Genomic DNA, 20,148 nt, shown 5'->3' on the forward strand with positions numbered 1-20,148 from the left:
CACGCCCTGTAGCCTCGGTCATCCGCACCCGTGTGACCCGAAGGAGCTTTCCCGTGAGCCAGCGCACCCTCGTCCTCCTCAAGCCCGACGCCGTCCGTCGCGGCCTGACCGGCGAGATCATCAGCCGCATCGAGCGCAAGGCCGGCTGGCAGATCACCGCGCTGGAACTGCGGACCCTGGACCAGGACACGCTCGAGCAGCACTACGGCGAGCACAAGGGCAAGCCCTTCTACGAGCCGCTGGTGGCGTTCATGGCCTCCGGCCCGGTCGTCGCCCTGATCGTCGAGGGCGAGCGGGTCATCGAGGGCGTGCGTGCCCTGGCCGGCCCGACCGACCCGATCGCCGCCGCCCCCGGTTCCATCCGCGGTGACTACGGCGTGATCGTGCGCGAGAACCTGATCCACGCCTCCGACTCCGAGGAGTCCGCCGAGCGCGAGGTGAAGATCTTCTTCCCCGGCCGCGCCTGAGCGTCCGGACGAAGGCTCCGCGCCGCGTCCGCGCGCACGGACGGTCACCGTCCTGCGTACGGACGGTCGCGCCCGAGGCCGCGGGCGGCCTCGCCGAGGCCGTCCGGACGATCTCCGGAGCCCGCCGAGTCGAACATTTTCAAAGAATTTTCTGAGACTGCGTCAGCACGGCTGCGACAGTCTGACCTGGGACGGCCCTGAAAAATCAGGCCGTCCCGTGGCATATGCGCGCTGATCGGGGGAACGCGTGACCCCGATGGCCCGTCTCCACAAGCGAGTCGCTCCGCCATCTGCCGACAATGGCCAAGACCCTCGCGCAGTGTTCGTGCAGGCGCGTCTACGATGGAAGCGTTCACGTCGCTGCACCAACCTCGCGCCGTCCCTAAAAAGCCGTCAACGTTCGCTTTGGGAAGGCCAGACGAATCCTGATGGGGAACTCAATGTCGTTCATCGGCCGTGACATGGCTGTCGACCTCGGGACCGCCAACACGCTGGTGTACGTCAGGGGCCGAGGGATCGTACTCAACGAGCCGTCCGTCGTCGCGATCAACACCAACACCGGCGGGATCCTCGCGGTGGGCGCGGAAGCCAAGAAGATGATCGGGCGGACCCCGGGCAACATCGTTGCCGTGCGTCCGCTGAGGGACGGCGTCATCGCCGACTTCGAGATCACCGAGCGCATGCTCCGCTACTTCATCCTGAAGATCCACAAGCGGCGCTACCTCGCCCGCCCCCGTGTCGTCGTCTGCGTGCCCTCCGGCATCACGGGCGTCGAGCGCCGTGCCGTCATCGAGGCGTCGTCCCAGGCCGGCGCCCGCCAGGTGCACATCATCGAGGAGCCCATGGCCGCGGCCATCGGCGCCGGCCTGCCGGTCCACGAGGCCACGGGCAACATGGTGGTGGACATCGGCGGCGGCACCACGGAGGTCGCGGTCATCTCGCTCGGCGGCATCGTCACCGCCCAGTCCATCCGCGTCGCGGGCGACGAGCTGGACAACGCGATCATCCAGCACATCAAGAAGGAGTACAGCCTCCTTCTCGGTGAGCGGACGGCCGAGCAGATCAAGATCACGATCGGTTCCGCGTACGACCTCGACAATGACGAACACACCGAAATCCGCGGCCGGGACCTGGTCTCCGGTCTGCCCAAGACGGTCGTCATCTCCGCCGCGGAGGTCCGCAAGGCGATCGAGGAGCCGGTCAACGCGATCATCGACGCCGTGAAGACGACGCTCGACAAGTGTCCGCCCGAGCTCTCCGGCGACGTGATGGACCGGGGCATCGTCCTCACCGGCGGCGGGGCCCTGCTGCGCGGCCTGGACGAGCGGCTGCGCCGCGAGACCGGCATGCCGATCCACATCGCCGAGGACCCGCTCGACAGCGTGGCGCTCGGCTCGGGCAAGTGCGTCGAGGAGTTCGAGGCGCTCCAGCAGGTTCTGGACGCCCAGCCCCGCAGATGACGTAACACTTCGATTCCGCCGTACGAGATCACCCGTTCTCGTGCGGCGGATCGTTGGTATGGAGGCATAAACTCCTGCGACATAGAGTCATAACCTCCCCCATAACAGCCACCCCGTCTCACCCCCCCACCCCAGCCTCATCGCACCGTGGGCATCCTTTTCGCCCAGGGCGCGCCCCTGTTGACCCAATACGACGAGGAAGGCACGGCCGCCGCACGTGAGGGACACACGAGAGAGCCGGCTGCTCCTGGTGCTGCTGATCGCCATCGCGTTCGCACTGATCACGGTGGACATCCGCGGCGGGCAGGACTCACCGGTCGACGGCGCCCGCCAGGCCGCCGCGACGGTCTTCGGCCCGATCGAGAACGGGGTGTCGTCCGCGGTCGACCCCGTCGGCAACGCGATCTCCGCGGTCCGCGACTCGGGCGGACGGCACAGCCGCATCGCCCAACTGGAGCACGACAACGCGGCGTTGAAGGCGAAGCTCGGCAGCGACGACCGCAACCGCAGCCGCCTCAAGCAGCTCGACAGGATGATCAAGGTGGCCGGCGAGGGCCAGTACGGCATCAAGGGCGCCGAGGTGATCGCCATAGGGGCGGCCCAGGGCTTCTCCTGGACCGTCACCATCGACGTCGGCGCCAACGACGGCATCCAGCGCGACATGACCGTCCTGAACGGCGACGGACTGGTCGGCCGGGTCACCACCGTCGGCCCCGACACCGCGACCGTGCTCCTCGCCAACGACCCCGACTTCACCGTCGGCACGCGCATGGAGTCCACCGACGAACTCGGCTTCGCCTCCGGACAGGGCGACCGCCCGCTGCGCGTCGAACTCCTCAACGCCAAGGCGAGGATCAAGAAGGGCGACCGGCTGGTCACCTTCGGCTCGCAGTCCGACAAGCCGTTCGTGCCCGGCGTCCCCGTCGGCGTCGTCTCCCGGGTCGACCCCTCCGGCGGCGACCTCACCCGCACGATCTACGTGACGCCGTTCGTCTCGTTCACCAAGCTCGACATCGTCGGCGTGGTCGTCGCGGCACCCAAGAGCGACCCGCGCGACACCGTGCTGCCCCCGAAACCCAGACCGACGCCCACGCCGACCGTGACCGTGACGGTCACCCCCTCGGCGAGCGCCCCCGACCTCGGCCAGCAGCAGTAAACAGGAGGAGCCGAATCCCATGCGTTTCAACCGGATGCTGCTCTCCGTCACCCTGGTGGTCGTCGCCCTGGTGATCCAGGTGAGCGTTCTCGCCCGACTCCACCTCCCGGGCGCCGTACCCGACCTGGTGCTGCTGACCGTGCTCGCCCTCGCCCTGGTGTACGGCCATGTCGGCGGCGCGCTCATCGGCTTCGGCGCGGGTCTGCTCTCCGACCTCGCCCCGCCCGCCGACCACGCCGCCGGACGCTACGCCCTCGTGCTCTGCGTCGTCGGCTATCTCGCCGGCCTCGCCAAGCCCGAGAACGGCAGACTCAAGTCGGCCACCGGGCCCATGGCCGTGGTCGTCGCCGCCGCGATCGGCTCCACCGTGCTCTACGCGGGCGTCGGCGCCCTCGTCGGCGACACCGCCGCCCGCCATGTGGGCCTCAGCAGCCTGCTCATCACGGCCGCCCTCTACGACCTGCTGCTCGCGCCCTTCGTCGTGCCGGTGCTGATGGCGCTGGCCCGGCGGGCCGAGAACGATCCGCTCGCCGACGGCGGTTCGGCCTCCAAGGCGTCCGACGTCGCATCGGGCTGGCTGTCCTCCGGCACCGGCCTGCGCATCGGCAGCCAGCGCGGCGGACTGCGCGTGAAGGCGGCCAAGGCGCGGGTCGCCCGCGCCGGACGCATCAAGGGGGTCAAGCGGCTGTGACGACAGCGACGCGGCCCGTCCGCCGGCCGGCCCAAGCGTCCCGGACGTCACGGGACTTGACCGGCCTCGATGTCACCACGCACAGGTTCGCCGTGTACTCGTATGACTCGTACACACACTGAGAGGGGGAGGCAGCAGTGACCAACATCCCGGAGACCGGGCGGACCCCACGGGTCCAGATCCGGCTCGTCGTCATCCAGATTCTCGTACTCTCCCTCCTCGGCACCCTGGGCGGACGCCTCTGGTTCCTCCAGATCCGCAACGGCAACGAGTACGCCAAGGAAGCCTCCGGCAACCACGTCCAGCAGGTCGTCCAGCCCGCCGTGCGCGGCTCGATCCTCGACGCGCGGGGCGTGCCGATCGCCGACAACGAGACCCGCCTCGTGGTCTCCGCCTCGCGTACGGACCTGATGAAGATGGCGGACGACGGGAAGGCCGTCCTCACCAAGCTCGCCGGCGTGCTCGGCCTCAAGCCCGAGGACGTCATCCAGAAGGTCCGCCTCTGCGACGCCAAGACGCCGCAGCCGTGCTGGAACGGCTCGCCCTACCAGCCGATCCCCATCACCGACAAGGCCACCGCGCGCCAGGCCCTGCAGATCCGTGAGCGCTCCGAGGACTTCCCCGGTATCACCGCCGAGCCGGAGGCCGTGCGCCGTTACGCGGCCCCCGGCAAGGCCAACACCGCGCAGGTGCTCGGCTACCTCTCGCCCGTCACCGACGACGAGATCACCAAGGCCAAGGACACCGACTCGCCCTACCTGCGCTCCGACCAGGTCGGCCGCTCCGGGCTGGAGCGCCAGTACGACAAGGCACTGCGCGGCAAGGCCGGTGTCACCCGCTACGAGGTCGACAACCTCGGCCGGGTCATCGGCAAGGCCAAGAGCGACAAGGCCGAACCCGGGGCCAACCTCGTCACCAGCATCGACGCCCGCGTCCAGCGCGTCGCCGAGTACGAGCTGGACTACGCGATGAAGGTCGCCCGGACCCAGTTCGACAAGATCACCGGCGAGAACTACAAGGCTGACTCCGGCGCCGTCGTGGTCATGGAGGCCAAGACCGGCCGTGTCGTCGCCATGGCGTCCCAGCCGACGTACGACCCGAACGCCTGGGTCGGCGGCATCTCCGGCAAGGACTACACCGCGCTCACCGGCAAGAAGTCCAACTACCCGCTCCTGAACCGCGCCATACAGGGTCAGTCGGCGCCCGGATCGACGTTCAAGGTGGTCTCCACCGCCGCCGCGGTCCAGGCCGGATACGCCTTCGACGGGCACTACCCGTGCACCAGCTCGTACTCCGTCGGCAGCCAGGTCTTCAAGAACTTCGAGGGAGAGAGCTTCGGCCCGATCTCCCTCGGCCGGGCGCTGGAGGTCTCCTGCGACACCGTCTTCTACGGACTCGCCGACAACGAGTGGAAGAAGGACGGCGGGATCAACCCGAAGAAGAAGCCCAAGGACTACTTCTACAAGACAGCCCACCAGTTCGGACTCGGCCAGACGACCGGCATCGACCTCCCCAACGAGGTCACCGGCCGCGTCCCGGACCGCGACTGGAAGCTGAACTACTGGAAGGCCAACAAGGACGCCTGGTGCAAGACCGGCAAGAAGAACGGCAGCTACGTCCAGCGGATCGAGTACGAGAACTGCCTCGAAGGCAACAAGATGCGCGAGGGCGACTCGATCAACTACTCCATCGGCCAGGGTGACACCCTCGTCACGCCCATCCAGGAAGCCGCCATCTACTCCGCGGTCTCCAACGGCGGCACCCTGTACGAGCCGACCATCGGCAAGGCGATCGTCAGCGCCGACGGCAAGACGGTCCAGGAGATCAAGCCGAAGGCCAACGGAAAGCTGCCGGTCAGCAAGGCCACGCTCAAGGGCATGAACGAGGCCTTCGCGGGCGTCGTCACCCGCGGTACCGCGGCCTGGAAGTTCGGCGGCTGGCCGCAGGACAAGATCCCGCTGCACGCCAAGACCGGTACCGCGGAGGTCTACGGCAAGCAGACGACGTCCTGGCTCGCCACGTACTCCAAGGACTACACGATCATCATGACGATCTCCCAGGCCGGTACGGGTTCGGGAGCGTCCGGTGAGGCCGTGCGCAAGATCTACAACGCGCTCTACGGCGTCTCCGCCGACGGCACCATCAACAAGAAGAACGGCCTCCTGCCGACCCCGCAGAAGGGCCTGCCGAAGGTCCAGACCGACGGCACGATCGAGTCCGGCCGTATCACCAAGGACCCGGCCAAGGACCAGCAGGCCAGCCAGGCCCCCAAGGACGCCACCCCCGACCCGAACCTGCCCGCCGGTACCACCGCCTCGCCCACCGGCGGCAACCGTGTCACCCGACGGCGTACGGCCCGCCCGCCGAAGGGGCGGGGGAAGAGGATCCTGACATGACGAGGGCGGCGACCAAGGTACTGAGGATCCTGACATGACCGGAGCCAACAACTTCTCCGTCTCCCGGTACGGACCCGAGCGCGCGGGCTGGACCCGCCTGCTCGCCCGCGACTCGCTCGCCCGGAGGCTCGACTGGCCGATACTGCTGTCGGCCGTCGCGCTCTCGGCGATCGGCTCGGCCCTCGTCTACTCGGCGACCCGCAACCGCACCGAGATCAACCAGGGCGACCCGTACTACTTCCTGCTCCGCCACATGATGAACACCGGCATCGGCTTCGGCCTGATGATCGGCACGATCTGGCTCGGCCACCGCACCCTGCGCACGGCCGTGCCGATCCTGTACGGCATGTCGGTCTTCATGATCCTGCTCGTGCTGACCCCGCTCGGCGCGACGATCAACGGCCAGCGCAACTGGCTCGTCGCCGGCGGACTGTCGCTCCAGCCCGCCGAGTTCATCAAGATCACGATCATCCTGGGCATGGCGATGCTGCTGGCCACACGGGTCGACGCGGGCGACAAGCAGTACCCGGACCACCGCACGGTGGTGCAGGCGCTGGGGCTCGCGGCCGTCCCGATGCTGATCGTGCTGCTCATGCCCGACCTCGGCACGATCATGGTCGCGGTCGTCATCGTGCTCGGCGTGCTGCTCTCCTCCGGCGCCTCCAACCGCTGGGTGTTCGGCCTCATCGGCGCGGGCGCCCTCGGCGCGGTCGCCGCCTGGCGGCTGCACGTCCTCGACGAGTACCAGATCAACCGCTTCGCGGCCTTCGCCAACCCCGACCTCGACCCGGCGGGCGTCGGCTACAACACCAACCAGGCCCGCATCGCCATCGGTTCCGGCGGCCTCTTCGGCACCGGCCTCGGCCACGGCTCGCAGACGACCGGCCAGTTCGTCCCCGAACAGCAGACGGACTTCGTCTTCACCGTCGCGGGCGAGGAACTGGGCTTCGTGGGCGCGGGCCTGATCCTGCTGCTCCTCGGCGTCATCCTGTGGCGCGCCTGCCGCATCGCCCGCGAGACGACCGAGCTGTACGGCACGATCGTCGCCGCCGGGATCATCGCCTGGTTCGCGTTCCAGTCCTTCGAGAACATCGGCATGACCCTCGGGATCATGCCGGTCGCCGGTCTGCCCCTACCGTTCGTGTCCTATGGAGGCTCCTCCATGTTCGCGGTCTGGGTCGCGATCGGCCTTTTGCAATCGATCAGGGTGCAGCGCCCGATGTCGGCCTAGCGGAGCGACGCGGCGGCGGTGGCAGCGGGCCCTTCGGCCGGAGGCCGGGTGGCGCCTCGGAGAACACGAGGTGACACCCGGCCCAACGGGAAAAGGCGCGCTCCGGCCAACCCGGGCCGATTGGGTACTGCCCACGGCCCGCAAACGCGTCTAGATTCGGTTCATGGCGGACACGAAGCGCGAGATCGAGCGTAAGTACGAAGGTCCGGCCGCCGAGGGCGGCACCGAGATGCCCGACCTGACCGGAGTCCCGGGTGTCGCGGGCGTCGTCGACAAAGGTGTCGCCGAACTCGACGCCACCTACTACGACACGCCCGACCAGCGTCTCGCCGCCGCCTCCCTCACCCTGCGCCGCCGCACCGGCGGCGACGACGCCGGCTGGCACCTGAAACTCCCCGTCTCCGAGGGCGTGCGCGACGAGATCCAGGCCCCCCTCTCCGACACCGTGCCCCGCGCCATCGCCGGACTCGTCCGCTCCCGCGTACGCGACGCCGAACTCGTCCCCCTCGTACGCCTGCGCTCCGCCCGCGACATCCGCCATCTCGTCGACGACTCCGGCGCCCTGCTCGCCGAGGTCAGCCTCGACCGCGTCCGCGCGGAGCGGCTCGGCGGCGGCAAAGGCACCGCCGCGTGGACCGAGATCGAGGTCGAACTCGCCGACGACGGCGACCCCGCCTTCCTCGACAAGGTCGAGAAGAAACTCCGCAAGGCCGGCCTGAGCCGCTCCGCCGCCTCCTCCAAACTCGCGAAGGCGCTCGACACGACCGGCAAACGCGTCAAGAAGCCCGCCCCCCGGAAGGACCCGGCCACCGCGGGCGACCACGTCCTCGGCTACCTCCGCGCCCAGTACGACGCCATCGTCGAACTCGATCCCGCCGTCCGCCGCGACCTCCCCGACTCCGTGCACAGCATGCGCGTCGCCACCCGCCGGATGCGCAGCACCTTCCGCTCGTACGGGAAGATCCTCGACCGCGCCGTCACCGACCCGATCGGCGACGAGCTGAAATGGCTGGCCGGCGAGCTCGGCGTCGACCGCGACCAGGAGGTCCTCACCGAGCGGCTCACCGAATCCCTCGGCCAACTGCCCCGCACCCTGCTCTCCGGACCCGTCCGCACCCGGCTGCGCACCTGGGCACACGCCCGCCACGGCGGCTCCCGACGCCGCCTGATCGCCGTCCTGGACGGAAAGCGGTACCTGGCCCTGCTGACCGCGCTCGACGCGCTCGTGACCGACCCACCGCTGCTCAAGGCGGCCGGCGGCGACCCCGCGAAGGTGATCGCCAAGGCCGTCCGCAAGGACTTCGGAAAGGTCTCCGACCTCGTCGAGCAGGCCCTCGACCGGCCACCGGGCGCCGACCGCGACCACGCCATGCACGAGGCCCGCAAGAAGGCCAAGCGCACCCGCTACGCCGCCGAGGCCGCGGCCCCGGCGTTGGGCGGACCCGCCGCCGGCCTGGTCAAGTCGATGAAGTCGCTGCAGAGCCTCCTCGGCGACCACCAGGACAGCGTGATGACCCGGGAAGCCCTGCGGGAACTGTCCGCACTGGCCCACGCGGCGAGGGAGAGCTCGTTCACGTACGGGGTGCTCTACGGCCGCGAGGAGCAGCGTGCCGCGGCGGCCGAGGCGTCCCTGCCGGGGGCCTGGGAGGCGATCGAGGCGCAGACGGCGGTCTGACCGCGGTCAGACGTCTGACCGACGTCTGGCCGACGTCTGACCGACGTCGGACCGACCGCGGTCTCGCGCCGGCGTCACCGCAGGCGGGAGGGGGTGCCGGGCGGCCATCGGGGCCCGGTGCCCGTCCGGAGGTGCGGCGGGCCCCTCCGGTCGCGTTACGCTAGATGGTCACCCCCACCATCAGCTCACGAAGGTTCGCGAGATGCCTGCCGAAACCGCCGTGTCGGTCTTCCCACAGCTCGAAGCTCTGCTCCCGCATGTGCAGAAGCCGATCCAGTACGTCGGCGGAGAGCTCAATTCCACGGTCAAGCCCTGGGAGTCGTGTGACGTCCGCTGGGCCCTGATGTACCCCGACGCGTACGAGGTCGGCCTGCCCAACCAGGGCGTCATGATCCTGTACGAGGTGCTGAACGAGCGCGAGGGCGTCCTCGCCGAGCGCACGTACAGCGTCTGGCCGGACCTCGAGGAGCTGATGCGCGAGCACCGGGTCCCGCAGTTCACCGTGGACAGCCACCGCCCGGTGAAGGCCTTCGACGTGTTCGGCCTGTCCTTCTCCACGGAGCTGGGCTACACCAACATGCTCACGGCCCTCGACCTGGCGGGCATCCCGCTGGAGTCGAAGAACCGCACGCTGGACGACCCGATCGTCCTCGCGGGCGGCCACGCGGCCTTCAACCCCGAGCCGATCGCCGACTTCATCGACGCGGCGATCATCGGTGACGGCGAGCAGGCCGTGCTCGACATGACGGAGATCATCCGCGCCTGGAAGGCGGAGGGCCGCCCCGGTGGCCGCGAGGAGGTCCTCTTCCGCCTGGCGAAGACGGGCAACGTCTACATCCCGGCGTTCTACGACGTCGAGTACCTCTCCGACGGCCGTATCGCCCGTGTCGTGCCCAACAAGTCGGGCGTCCCGTGGCGCGTGTCCAAGCACACGGTCATGGACCTGGACGAGTGGCCCTACCCGAAGCAGCCCCTCGTCCCCCTGGCCGAGACGGTCCACGAGCGCATGTCCGTGGAGATCTTCCGCGGCTGTACGCGCGGCTGCCGCTTCTGCCAGGCGGGCATGATCACCCGCCCGGTGCGCGAGCGGTCCATCACGGGCATCGGCGAGATGGTCGAGAAGGGCCTGAAGGCGACCGGCTTCGAGGAGGTGGGCCTGCTGTCCCTCTCCTCGGCAGACCACTCGGAGATCGGCGACATCGCCAAGGGGCTGGCCGACCGCTACGAGGAAGACAAGATCGGCCTCTCCCTCCCCTCGACCCGCGTGGACGCCTTCAACGTCGACCTGGCCAACGAGCTGACCCGCAACGGCCGGCGTTCGGGCCTGACCTTCGCCCCCGAGGGCGGCTCCGAGCGCATGCGCAAGGTCATCAACAAGATGGTCTCGGAAGAGGACCTCATCCGGACCGTCTCCACCGCCTACGGCAACGGCTGGCGCCAGGTGAAGCTGTACTTCATGTGCGGCCTGCCGACGGAGACGGACGAGGACGTCATGCAGATCGCCGACATGGCGATGAACGTGATCGCCGAGGGCCGCAAGGTCTCCGGCCAGAACGACATCCGCTGCACGGTGTCCATCGGCGGTTTCGTCCCCAAGCCGCACACCCCCTTCCAGTGGGCGCCGCAGCTCTCCGCCGAGGACACGGACGCCCGCCTCACGAAGCTCCGCGACAAGATCCGCGGCGACAAGAAGTACGGGCGCTCGATCGGCTTCCGGTACCACGACGGCAAGCCCGGCATCGTCGAGGGCCTGCTCTCACGCGGCGACCGCCGCATCGGCTCCGTCATCCGCGCGGTCTACGAGGACGGCGGCCGCTTCGACGGCTGGCGCGAGCACTTCTCGTACGACCGCTGGATGGCCTGCGCCGACAAGGCCCTCGTCCCCTTCGGCGTCGACGTCGACTGGTACACCACCCGCGAGCGCACCTACGAGGAGGTCCTGCCCTGGGACCACCTGGACTCGGGCCTCGACAAGGACTGGCTCTGGGAGGACTGGCAGGACTCCCTCGACGAGACAGAGGTCGAGGACTGCCGCTGGACCCCGTGCTTCGACTGCGGGGTGTGTCCGCAGATGGACACGAGCATCCAAATCGGCCCCACCGGCAAGAAGTTGCTGCCGCTGACGGTCAAGAACGCAGGTTCGACGCCGGCATCGAGCGGTCACTCTCACTGACGTGAGCGGGGCACTCGATCGGGTGGTTGAGGCGCTGGCGGGGGCTGGCGAGGACGAGGTGGCCGCGGTGATGGCTACGGTGGGCGTCCCGCTCCCTCGCCCGTCAGCCGTGGATGTCCTTTCGGACGCCGCTGCCGGCCCCTGAGGCTGCGCCGCGCATCGTTTCCGAGGTGGAGTGGGTCTGAGGCCTGCACCGGCTTGTGCGTGACTGTACGAACCTGCGAGCCCCCTTTCCTGAGTGGGAAGGGGGCTCGTTGGCGTTCGTCGGCGCGTGAGCCCACAGGCTCGCCGCTGGACTGTGCCTTACGCGATTGGCAGCCACTTTGGCGCGAGCCTCGAAGATCATGGCCCCAACGTCGTACTTTGACGGGCAGGTCCACAGGTTGCCCGACTCGCCGGAAGCTTACGGGGCCATGATCACTCGCGCCAAAGCTGCTTCGCCGGCCTCCGCTGTACGGTGCCCCCGTGAACGATGAGAACGAATGGGGGCTGCGACCTCTCACCCCAAGCGAGGCCAACCGTCTTCGGGAGCTCGCGGAGGCGGTGGGGGAGGATCTGGGCCGATTCGGGCTAGCTATGTACAACCGTGAGGCGCCGGATTGGGAGACGGCGGCTGGCGGGCTGGAAATCGAAGTAGACACGTTCGACGATGCCGCGGGCGGGATCTGGCTCCACTGGACGGTACATCCTGCTCTCCGTCTTGCGAGCCGTGAGGCTCATCAGAGTGGGAGGCCGAACGATTCGGTGATCCGGGCTGCGGGGCACGTTCACGAACGGATGGCGTCAGCGATCCTGTCCATGTTGAAAGCGCTCGGATACGTCGCCGAGGACAGTGACGATGACTATCGCCCCTTTGCGATCAAGGTTCTCTCTGGACCCGGCTGATCCCACGGCCGTGCCCCTCGCGTGCTCACCGAGCGGGGAAGCACCGAGGCTGGGACTCCGCAGGTCACGCCGTAGACCGCCTCACCTCGCTCCTGAAGCGGTGGTCGACAGGGCTTGGCGCGGTTGTGGACACCTGGCTGCACTCAGATGGACACGAGCATCCAAATCGGCCCGACCGGCGAGAAGTTGCTGCCTCTGACGGTCAAGAACGCTGGTTCGACGCCGGCCGCGAGTGGTCACAGCCACTGACGTGGGTGACGCACTCGACCGGGTGGCTGAGGCTCTGGTGGGAGTGGGTCTGAGGGTCGTATCGGCTTGTGTGTGACTGTGTGTCGCGAGCCCCCTTTCTCAACGGGAGGGGGGCTCGTTGACGTCTGACGGCCCGTGACTTCGTGGGCCTGACGCTGCGGAGTGGCCCGCCGCGGTGGCCGGTCCGCCGAGACGACGATCCGATGAGGTGACGGTCGGATGAGTGGGTGAAATCCCAGGACTTACGCTTCCGGGCATGACGAAGTTCCACGCCACCGTGTGTCTGCCGCCGACCGCGCCCCGGAAGGTCCCGCGGGTTGTAGCTGCCGCCATGGCGCCCTATGACGCCAACCTCACCGCGGAAGGGAATCCGGTCGGCCACTGGGACTGGTGGGGCATCCACTCCAGCCCGGGCAGTGCCTACCTCGTGTTGCCCCAGCACGACGGTGACCGCAGGCTCGTCACGGCCTCGACCGTGCCGCGCAGGAAGGCCAAGCTCGATGCTCTCGGACCGCTGGAATGCCACGGCGGGCCTCGGGGTCTGCTCGACTTCGACGGTATGCGGGAACGAGCGGCGCGCGCGCATGACGCCCTGCTCACCGCTTGGACCGGGCTGACCGCGATACACCCGCCGGCCCGCCCGTTCGCCGACTTCCTCGCTCGCCACGAGGCCGATCCCGAGGGGTACTCCCCGGCCGACGCCAGGAAGGATCATCTGGCCCAGCCACTGGTGCAGGACGTGGCCCAGAGGGCCGTCGCGGGAGACCCGCACTTCGACATGTCGTTCCTGCTCAACGACCCGGTCACCTACTTCGCGCAGGAACATGAGGAAGCCCGGCTGTGGGCGGTCCGGTCCGCCGTGCCCGGCTTCGCCCTGGTCACCCTTGACGGCACGTGGCTGGACGGGGGGACGGACGGCTACTGGGAGCAGGCCAACCGCTATCTCGACGACCTCGACGCCGAGGCCGTCGTCCTCGACCTGTCCTGTCACTCCTGAGTCGTCGGACCGGCAGCCCCGGAGCGCCCGGGTCGTGTGGGCCAGGTCACGACCCGGCAAAGGGATTACCCCTCGGGGGGCTAGGTGGCGTAGGCGCGGGCACTCGGCACCTTGCGGCACCGATCGGTGCCGTCCCCTCGAACGAAGAGAGAAGTCCGTGTACATAAGCCTGGGTACTGTCGTCCTGATCATCGTCGTTGTCGCCGTCGTCATGATGCTGCGCCGTCGCTGACCCGCGCCGCAGATCCAGCGATCATCAAGCCCGCCCCGATGGACAGTTCTCCGGGCGGGCATGATCACATCCGAGGCCGACGGCGCCGCGAGTGCCGTTCGCTCGCTTCGCGGGGTCCCTCCTGGAAATTGCCTGGCATGCCTTCCCCGAACCCGGGTACGCGCACTGACACCGGCGCCAAGGGTGCCGGCACAGGGGCTACGACATAGGGGAGGGGCCTGACATGACGGCGACCGCGGTGACCGAGGCGCAGACAACGGCGCTGCCGGAGATAGCGGACCCTTCTCAGGTCGCTCCCCGGGACGCACGTCAGATGTCCAGGCTGTTCTTCGACCAGCTTGCCGTTCTCGAAGAGGGCACGGCGGAGTACCAGTACGCCCGCAACACGCTGATCGAGATGAACATCTCGCTGGTCCGCTTCGCCGCGGCCCGCTTCCGTAGCCGCGGCGCGGACGAGATGGAGGACATCGTCCAGGTCGGCACGATCGGACTGATCAAGGCGATCGACCGGTTCGAACTCACCCGCGAGGTCGAGTTCACCTCCTTCGCGGTGCCTTACATCGTCGGCGAGATCAAGCGGTTCTTCCGCGACACCTCCTGGGCCGTGCACGTGCCCCGCCGTCTGCAGGAGGCTCGTGTCCAGCTCGCCAAGGCCACGGAGGAACTGCGGAGCCGGCTCGGCCGTACCCCCACGGTCAAGGAACTGTCCCAGCTGATGTGCCTGACCGAGGAAGAAGTCAACGAGGCACGCCTCGCCTCCAACGGCTACAACTCCAGTTCCCTCGACGCGGCCATCAGCACGGACAACGACGGCGAGAGTGCGCTGGCCGACTTCATCGGCACGGAGGACAGCGCCCTCGAACTCGTCGAGGACTTCCACGCGCTCGCTCCGCTCATCGCACAACTGGACGAGCGTGAACGCCGCATCATCCACATGCGGTTCGTCGACGAGCTCACCCAGGCACAGATCGGTGAACACCTCGGCGTCTCCCAGATGCATGTCTCCCGCCTGCTCTCCCGCACCCTCGCCAAGCTGCGCCAGGGCATGGCGACCACGGGCTGATCGCGTCGGTTGCCCCCGTCTCCGCGGTCGGGGGTCCGGGGCCGAGGTGGTACCGGTGGCGAGTGGTCCCACCTGGGCGCATACGATCCCCGGCCATGAAGCGTTCGATGATCGCGCTGGTCAGCGCGGGAGCCGTCAGCGTCGCGCTGATGCACCGCGTGGGCATCCCCGTGCCCGGGATCTTCAGGACGCCGGCCGGCCCGTCACCCAGGTTTCAGCGGGCACTGTCGCGGCGGCGCGCTCCAACCGGAGAACGAGCTGCCAGAGGACGGCGATCGACAGCGCGGCGGCGCAGATGTACACACCGTCGCCCATGATGATCCGCCGCAGGGCGTGACGTGCCTGGTCCGGAGTGACCGCCTCCTTCAAGTCCTCGGAGGCGTCGTTGAACGCGTACGAATTCGCCGCGGCCAGGACAGACAGCCACCACGCCGTGAGCAGGGGATGTCCGCGGCGGCGTTGCGACGCCGGCTGGCCGGCAGCCCACAGATCGTTGACGAACATCTTGGGCACGAAGAGCTGCGCCACCGGTATCACCCAGCCGAAGACCAGCCACGCCCTGCGCCGACGCTGTCCCTGACGCCAGAGCACATCCGCGACGTCGCGCATGTTGGCGAGCCAGATGCTGAACTGAAGCAGGGCCACGAGGAGCAGCCCGGTTCGCCAGCCCGTCAGGTTCCTGAAGTACGTGTCGACCTCGACCAGCGGGTTGTCGACGTACGGGCCGGGCGTCGTCGGTCCTACGAGCAGTTGGTACTTGTGCCATGCCACCAGCCCGGCCGCGCCGGTCACCAGCGCGAACGCGGTGAGCGCGGCGACGGCGAACCAGGCCTGCCCGCGCGGCAACCTGACCGTTCCGACCACTTCGCACCTCCTGAGGGCCGCCCGTTCGAGCCCCTCGCAGGCCGGCAGCGGATCTTAACTCTCGGGACCGAGCCAGTGAGACCTCAGCGATCTGGGCTTCGTGACATCGCTTCGAAGCCGAGGAAGCCGAGGAAGCCGAGGAAGTTGGTGGAGTTGTCGGACTCTCAAGTTCTCCTCAGAGGATTGATCATGCAACTGTCGCGTGCGTGACCTTCCCGTAGTGTCCCAGTGCCCGACCGCCAGGGGGCGGTCCACCGGAAGGTTGTCGCATGGGGGATCTCGTCGTGACCCGTTCGCGTTCCCGGTCCTACTCGGCCGTGTGGGCCGTGGTGGCGTCGGTGTTCCTGGTCGTCTCGTGCGCCTCCGGCGGCGGTGAGGGGAAAGGTGCCGGCGCTCGGCCGTCGCCCTCCGCGCCCGGCGGGTCTCGGACGACGAACGAGGCGTCCGAGAAGAAGCTCACCGAGCAGGCCCAGGCCGCCCTGGCCGCCGTGCACAGCGGGGAGCTGGTCGAGGCCGGAGTCGAGCGGGTGAACGACGGGATCCACACCGAGCCCACCCTGGTCGAGGGCAGGACGTACCGGCTCGACGTGGTCTGCTTCGGCAGTGGCAGCGCCCGGTTGACCTTCGTACCGGCGAGCGCCGGTACGAAGACCACGGTGCCGTGCGATCAGTCGGTGGTCCGGCAACGGATCACGATGCGCGAGCGCGTGCACATCGACGTCGACGGGGCTGAGGGATCGACCGGCATGATCGCCTGGCAGCTGGACACCATCTGATACGGGCTCTCGCTGGAGCCACGAGCCGGGGGCCCTGGTATCCACGCCCGCTCCGGACGACGCTGGTCAGGGCCGCACGCCGACGACTTCCGGCCGGTGTCCACGGGTCAGGGCGCGGCGGGCGGTCCGGACTGACGAGTCCTGACTGATAGGCGGCGACGAGTTGGGTCGGCCATGATCATCACTTCTCGTTCGCGTGCGGTGAGGGAGCTGATCCGGTCCGGCAGCCCGGTGTCGGACGCCTCCCCGACGGCTTCCAGATCGTCTGCGGAGTTGATCAGGATGCGGAAGGTCCCTGAGAAGGGCGGCCGACCCGAGAAGCCCCCCGTGCGAGTGGGGGCTTCTCGGGTCGGCGGGCGGCGGCCACGACGGCGGCGCGCACGCGGAACGCGGTGGGTCAGGCCGAGGTCCCGGCGTCCTGCGTGGAGGCCGCGAACGCCTCGGGGCCCTGCTCCGCCGCTGCCGGGTCCATCCACATGACCTGCCAGCCGTGGCCGTCGAGGTCGTAGAAGCTGCGCGAGTACATGAAGCCGTAGTCCTCGGCGCCGTCCACCTCGGTGCCGCCCGCCGAGAGCGCGGCGGCGCTGACCGCGTCGACCTCGTCACGGGACGAGGCGCTGAAGCAGTACAGCGCCAGCGTGTGGGTGGTGGGATCGGCCATCGGCAGTTTCGCGAACTCCGCGAACTTCTCGCGGGTGAGCAGCATGACGAAGGCGTGCTCGCCGACCAGCATGCAGGCGGCGGTCTCGTCGGTGAAGTTCGGGTTGAAGCTGAACCCGAGCTTGGCGAAGAACGCCTTGCTGCGCTCGAGGTTCGCCACGGGCATGTTGACGAACAGCATGCGGCCGGGGTGTGCGGGGGTCGTCATGGTGGCTCTCCAGTCGGTGGATCGTCGGCGTACGTCTGGGTAGACCGGGCCGGCCGGCGGAACTCATCGGTGGATCCCACGCGATCGTCGGACGGGCGGCGGACGCCGTTACCTCTGAGGTAATCGCGGCGGGCGACCCTCCTGGCTACGTTTGCGTCGTCCCACCGGAAAGAATTTCCTGCCGGAGCGAAATCGGAACGAACCCCGTGCCAGAACGATTCCGCGCCGGAACGAACCCCGTGCCGGAACGCACTCTGCTCCGGAATGAACTCCGCTCCGGAATGAACTTCCTTCCGTCCCGACCTTCCTGCCGGACCGAACGAAGGAGCCGAACGTGCCCGCATATGGGTTCGCGCACCTGCGCGACCGCCGCCACCACCCGGACATCCTGGAGTACCTCACAAGGATCCAGGGAACCCTCGACCCGTTCCACGGCCGTTTCCTGATCCACGGCCCGCCCGCGGTGGTCGTGGAGGGCGACTGGCCGGGCAGCATGGTGCTGATCGAGTTCCCCGGCATGGCAGAGGCCCGCGCCTGGTACGAGTCTCCCGAATATCAGGAAATCCTGAGGTTGCGCGCCGACCACATCGACGGAGACCTCGTACTGGTCGAGGGCGTCGGCCCCGGGTACGACCCTCGCGAACGCGCGGAGAAACTCCGAAAAGAAACACCCGGGGAGCGCAACTGATACGACGCGAGGGCATGTCGATTCGTCTCCGTGCGATTCCCCGACCGTAGATTTTCCGACGGGTCACCCCAGGTATTCATGGACAGGGAGTTCCGCATGGGTTTCACGGGTTCTACGGGGCTCACGGGCTCCCTCGACGCCAGGCTCCCGCCGGGATCCGTCAGCGCTTGAAGGCGCCCTTGGCCTGTTCCTTCGCGCCGCGCATCCTGCCCCGTGTCTCAAGGGCCGCGCCTTTCGCCGCGAGGGTTTCCTTGTGCATCGCGTGGGCCGCCTTCCGCACGGTCCTTCCGACTATCTGTTCGGCCTTCGCCCTGGCCCGTTCTCCGGCACTCATCGCAGCACCTCCGCGACATCTCACCGCCGGGTTCCCTGGTGGCAGGGGGAAAAACACTGATCCGGCGGGTGCGCGCCCGCCGTACACGGAAGGCGGGTACCGAAGTGGTGGAAGCTGCTTCGCCGAGCTCCGAGGAAACCGAGGACTCCGCTGTCCTCGGGGGTTATCGGCCGGAGCTGAGACGCACGCTCGGATCATTTCAGGTGTTCGCGATCTCGTTCGCGTTCATCTCGGTGGCGGTCGGCATCTTCTCCACCTACGACGACGTACTCCAGAACGCGGGCCCGGTGGGGATCTGGCTGTGGATCGTCGCGACGGTGGGGCAGGTGCTGGTGGCGTTGGTGGTGGCACAACTCGCGGGGCGCATCGCGCTCAGCGGTTCGTCGTACCAGTGGGCCTCGCGAACTCGCGGGGCGCATCGCGCTCAGCGGTTCGTCGTACCAGTGGGCCTCGCGGCTGGCCAACCCCAGGGTCGGGTGGGGATTCGGCTGGCTGACCTTCTGTTACCTGGCGATCGCGGTGGCGGCGATCGCCAACGCGCTCGCGAGCCAGGCACTCATGCCGCTCGTCGGCATGGATCCGGACGAGGGCACCGCTCGTGTGATCACGCTGGTGATCCTGCTGATCCAGACCGTGATCGTCGTGGCGTCCACCCGCATCGTCAGCCTGATCAACTCGGCCGCGGTCGGGCTGGAGCTGACCTTGGTCGTGGTCGTGGCGCTCGTACTCGCCATCGTCGTCGCGGTCACCGGCCGAGGCTCCCTCGGCAACCTCACCTCACGCGGCGTCACCGAGCACGCCCCCCACTACTTCGACCTCGGCGGCGGGTTGATGATCGCGATGATCATGGGTCTCGCCACGCTCGTGGGCTTCGACTCCGCCGCGAATCTCGCCGAGGAGGCGAAGGACCCCTTCCGCAGTGTTCCGCGCGCGATCGTCGCGTCCGTCGTCGCCGCCGGTGTGCTCGGGATGGCGTTCCTGATCTGCCTCACGGTGGCGATCGAGGACATCCCCGGGGTCACCGCGAGCGAGTCCCCGGTCGCGGTGATCATGCGTGAGCGGCTGGGGCCGGAGATGGAGAAAGTGCTGCTGGCGGCGATCGCCATCGCGTTCTTCGGCGCCGGAACGGTGGTGATGGCCTCGTGCTCGCGGATCGTCTTCGCGATGGCGCGCGACGGGCGGTTCCCGGCCCACCAGGTGATGCGCCGGGTCAACCCGCGCACCCGTACGCCGATCCCCGCGAGCGTCCTGATCCTCGTCGTGGGCGTCGCCCTGATGGTCGCGCTGCCGGGCGACGCGCTGCTTCAGCTCATCACGGCGAGCACGATCATTCCGGCGCTCGTCTACGGCGCGACGATCGTCCTCTATCTCGCGGTGCGCCGCCGGCTGGACCGTAACAAGGGCGCCTTCGACCTGGGGCGGTTCGAGCTGCCGGTCGCGATCTGCGCCCTGGTCTGGACGGTGGCGTCCCTGGTCGTGCTGGTCTCGCCGTCCGAGGCACTGGTTCCCTCGCTGATCGTCGTGGGCCTGATCGTGGCGGGCGGGCTGTTCTTCGCCGGCCTGCTGCTGTTCAACCGTCAGGCACTGGACACCGAGCCCGGGGTGTCGGGTTCCTCCTCGGGCACCGACGTGGAGTAGCGCGGAGCGCCGGAAGTCCCGCCAACCGGTCGGCGGACAACTCCCGGAGGAACCGGGGTCGGCGACAGCACGGTGGTCGTGAGGCGCCGGAAGCGGCCCGCTCATATTCGTATGACCGAATCGTTGGCCGGCGCTACGGTTGGGCTCGTTCAGGTGCGCAGGTTGCGGCTACTTCTCCTGTCAAGAGAGCGACGCGGGTTCGAATCCCGCCGCCGGCCCCGGCCGGTGTCGTCCAGCGGCCCAGGACGCTACGTCGCCGCCACCGACTCGGATCTCTGAACGCTTGGACCGAGCCGCCCGTCCCG

At 68.6% G+C, this 20,148-nt stretch carries 17 protein-coding genes; 14 read left to right on the forward strand and 3 right to left on the reverse strand.

Features of this window, described 5'->3' with window-relative positions; translation table 11 throughout:
* Nucleotides 1–53 precede the first annotated feature (53 nt).
* From ndk to ACIQ7M_RS09615, 11 genes are all read left to right on the forward strand, one after another.
* Entirely contained in the window at nt 54–467 is a 414-nt protein-coding gene (ndk, locus tag ACIQ7M_RS09565) for a nucleoside-diphosphate kinase (protein WP_045557536.1), read from the forward strand.
* Between the two features lie 440 nt (nt 468–907).
* Nucleotides 908–1,927, forward strand: coding sequence for a rod shape-determining protein (locus ACIQ7M_RS09570; protein WP_339129341.1), 1,020 nt, complete (start codon nt 908–910; stop codon nt 1,925–1,927).
* A 217-nt stretch (nt 1,928–2,144) separates the two neighbouring features.
* Entirely contained in the window at nt 2,145–3,083 is a 939-nt protein-coding gene (mreC, locus tag ACIQ7M_RS09575; RefSeq protein WP_355770168.1) for a rod shape-determining protein MreC, read from the forward strand.
* Nucleotides 3,084–3,102: 19 nt separating this feature from the next.
* Nucleotides 3,103–3,774 (forward strand): rod shape-determining protein MreD, encoded by a 672-nt coding sequence (gene mreD / locus ACIQ7M_RS09580; RefSeq protein WP_389838909.1) that lies wholly within the window; start codon nt 3,103–3,105, stop codon nt 3,772–3,774.
* A 137-nt stretch (nt 3,775–3,911) separates the two neighbouring features.
* Entirely contained in the window at nt 3,912–6,170 is a 2,259-nt protein-coding gene (gene mrdA, locus ACIQ7M_RS09585) for a penicillin-binding protein 2 (protein WP_403641757.1), read from the forward strand.
* Between the two features lie 34 nt (nt 6,171–6,204).
* On the forward strand, nt 6,205–7,401 hold the full coding sequence (gene rodA, locus ACIQ7M_RS09590) for a rod shape-determining protein RodA (RefSeq protein ID WP_355770177.1): 1,197 nt from the start codon (nt 6,205–6,207) through the stop codon (nt 7,399–7,401).
* Between the two features lie 163 nt (nt 7,402–7,564).
* Entirely contained in the window at nt 7,565–9,076 is a 1,512-nt protein-coding gene (locus ACIQ7M_RS09595; protein WP_403641760.1) for a CHAD domain-containing protein, read from the forward strand.
* Nucleotides 9,077–9,278: 202 nt separating this feature from the next.
* Nucleotides 9,279–11,249, forward strand: a complete 1,971-nt coding sequence (locus ACIQ7M_RS09600) for a TIGR03960 family B12-binding radical SAM protein (RefSeq protein ID WP_355770183.1) — start codon at nt 9,279–9,281, stop codon at nt 11,247–11,249.
* A gap of 465 nt (nt 11,250–11,714) precedes the next feature.
* Complete coding sequence (locus ACIQ7M_RS09605; RefSeq protein ID WP_403641764.1) at nt 11,715–12,134, forward strand: hypothetical protein; 420 nt, start codon at nt 11,715–11,717, stop codon at nt 12,132–12,134.
* Between the two features lie 505 nt (nt 12,135–12,639).
* Entirely contained in the window at nt 12,640–13,380 is a 741-nt protein-coding gene (locus tag ACIQ7M_RS09610) for a hypothetical protein (RefSeq protein ID WP_403641767.1), read from the forward strand.
* A 455-nt stretch (nt 13,381–13,835) separates the two neighbouring features.
* Complete coding sequence (locus ACIQ7M_RS09615; RefSeq protein ID WP_355770195.1) at nt 13,836–14,675, forward strand: RNA polymerase sigma factor SigF; 840 nt, start codon at nt 13,836–13,838, stop codon at nt 14,673–14,675.
* Nucleotides 14,676–14,858: 183 nt separating this feature from the next.
* Here ACIQ7M_RS09615 and ACIQ7M_RS09620 read toward each other — a convergent pair whose 3' ends face one another.
* Nucleotides 14,859–15,539, reverse strand: coding sequence for a DUF4328 domain-containing protein (locus tag ACIQ7M_RS09620; protein ID WP_403641770.1), 681 nt, complete (start codon nt 15,537–15,539; stop codon nt 14,859–14,861).
* 269 nt (nt 15,540–15,808) lie between these two features.
* Between ACIQ7M_RS09620 and ACIQ7M_RS09625 the strand changes: the two genes are divergently transcribed.
* Nucleotides 15,809–16,315: a hypothetical protein gene (locus tag ACIQ7M_RS09625; protein WP_403641773.1), complete on the forward strand. Its 507-nt coding sequence runs from the start codon at nt 15,809–15,811 to the stop codon at nt 16,313–16,315.
* Between the two features lie 397 nt (nt 16,316–16,712).
* Here the strand turns inward: ACIQ7M_RS09625 and ACIQ7M_RS09630 are convergent, their stop codons facing one another.
* Entirely contained in the window at nt 16,713–17,183 is a 471-nt protein-coding gene (locus tag ACIQ7M_RS09630) for a VOC family protein (RefSeq protein ID WP_403641776.1), read from the reverse strand.
* Between the two features lie 334 nt (nt 17,184–17,517).
* Here ACIQ7M_RS09630 and ACIQ7M_RS09635 point away from each other — a divergent pair, with 334 nt between their 5' ends.
* On the forward strand, nt 17,518–17,871 hold the full coding sequence (locus ACIQ7M_RS09635) for a DUF1330 domain-containing protein (RefSeq protein WP_355773008.1): 354 nt from the start codon (nt 17,518–17,520) through the stop codon (nt 17,869–17,871).
* 160 nt (nt 17,872–18,031) lie between these two features.
* Here the strand turns inward: ACIQ7M_RS09635 and ACIQ7M_RS09640 are convergent, their stop codons facing one another.
* Complete coding sequence (locus tag ACIQ7M_RS09640; protein ID WP_403641779.1) at nt 18,032–18,205, reverse strand: hypothetical protein; 174 nt, start codon at nt 18,203–18,205, stop codon at nt 18,032–18,034.
* Nucleotides 18,206–18,661: 456 nt separating this feature from the next.
* Here ACIQ7M_RS09640 and ACIQ7M_RS09645 point away from each other — a divergent pair, with 456 nt between their 5' ends.
* Complete coding sequence (locus ACIQ7M_RS09645; RefSeq protein ID WP_403642227.1) at nt 18,662–19,843, forward strand: APC family permease; 1,182 nt, start codon at nt 18,662–18,664, stop codon at nt 19,841–19,843.
* Nucleotides 19,844–20,148 lie beyond the last annotated feature (305 nt).

The sequence above is a fragment of the Streptomyces sp. NPDC096324 genome, assembly GCF_044763015.1.
GTDB lineage: Bacteria > Actinomycetota > Actinomycetes > Streptomycetales > Streptomycetaceae > Streptomyces.

Coding starts and splice junctions, on each gene's coding strand:
- ACIQ7M_RS09615 (WP_355770195.1), top strand. CDS start 13,836: ATGACGGCGACCGCGGTGACCGAGGCGCAGACAACGGCGCTGCCGGAG.
- ACIQ7M_RS09630 (WP_403641776.1), bottom strand. CDS start 17,183: ATGACGACCCCCGCACACCCCGGCCGCATGCTGTTCGTCAACATGCCC.
- ACIQ7M_RS09610 (WP_403641767.1), top strand. CDS start 12,640: ATGACGAAGTTCCACGCCACCGTGTGTCTGCCGCCGACCGCGCCCCGG.
- ACIQ7M_RS09640 (WP_403641779.1), bottom strand. CDS start 18,205: ATGAGTGCCGGAGAACGGGCCAGGGCGAAGGCCGAACAGATAGTCGGA.
- ACIQ7M_RS09595 (WP_403641760.1), top strand. CDS start 7,565: ATGGCGGACACGAAGCGCGAGATCGAGCGTAAGTACGAAGGTCCGGCC.
- mreD (WP_389838909.1), top strand. CDS start 3,103: ATGCGTTTCAACCGGATGCTGCTCTCCGTCACCCTGGTGGTCGTCGCC.
- ACIQ7M_RS09600 (WP_355770183.1), top strand. CDS start 9,279: ATGCCTGCCGAAACCGCCGTGTCGGTCTTCCCACAGCTCGAAGCTCTG.
- ACIQ7M_RS09625 (WP_403641773.1), top strand. CDS start 15,809: ATGGGGGATCTCGTCGTGACCCGTTCGCGTTCCCGGTCCTACTCGGCC.
- ACIQ7M_RS09570 (WP_339129341.1), top strand. CDS start 908: ATGTCGTTCATCGGCCGTGACATGGCTGTCGACCTCGGGACCGCCAAC.
- rodA (WP_355770177.1), top strand. CDS start 6,205: ATGACCGGAGCCAACAACTTCTCCGTCTCCCGGTACGGACCCGAGCGC.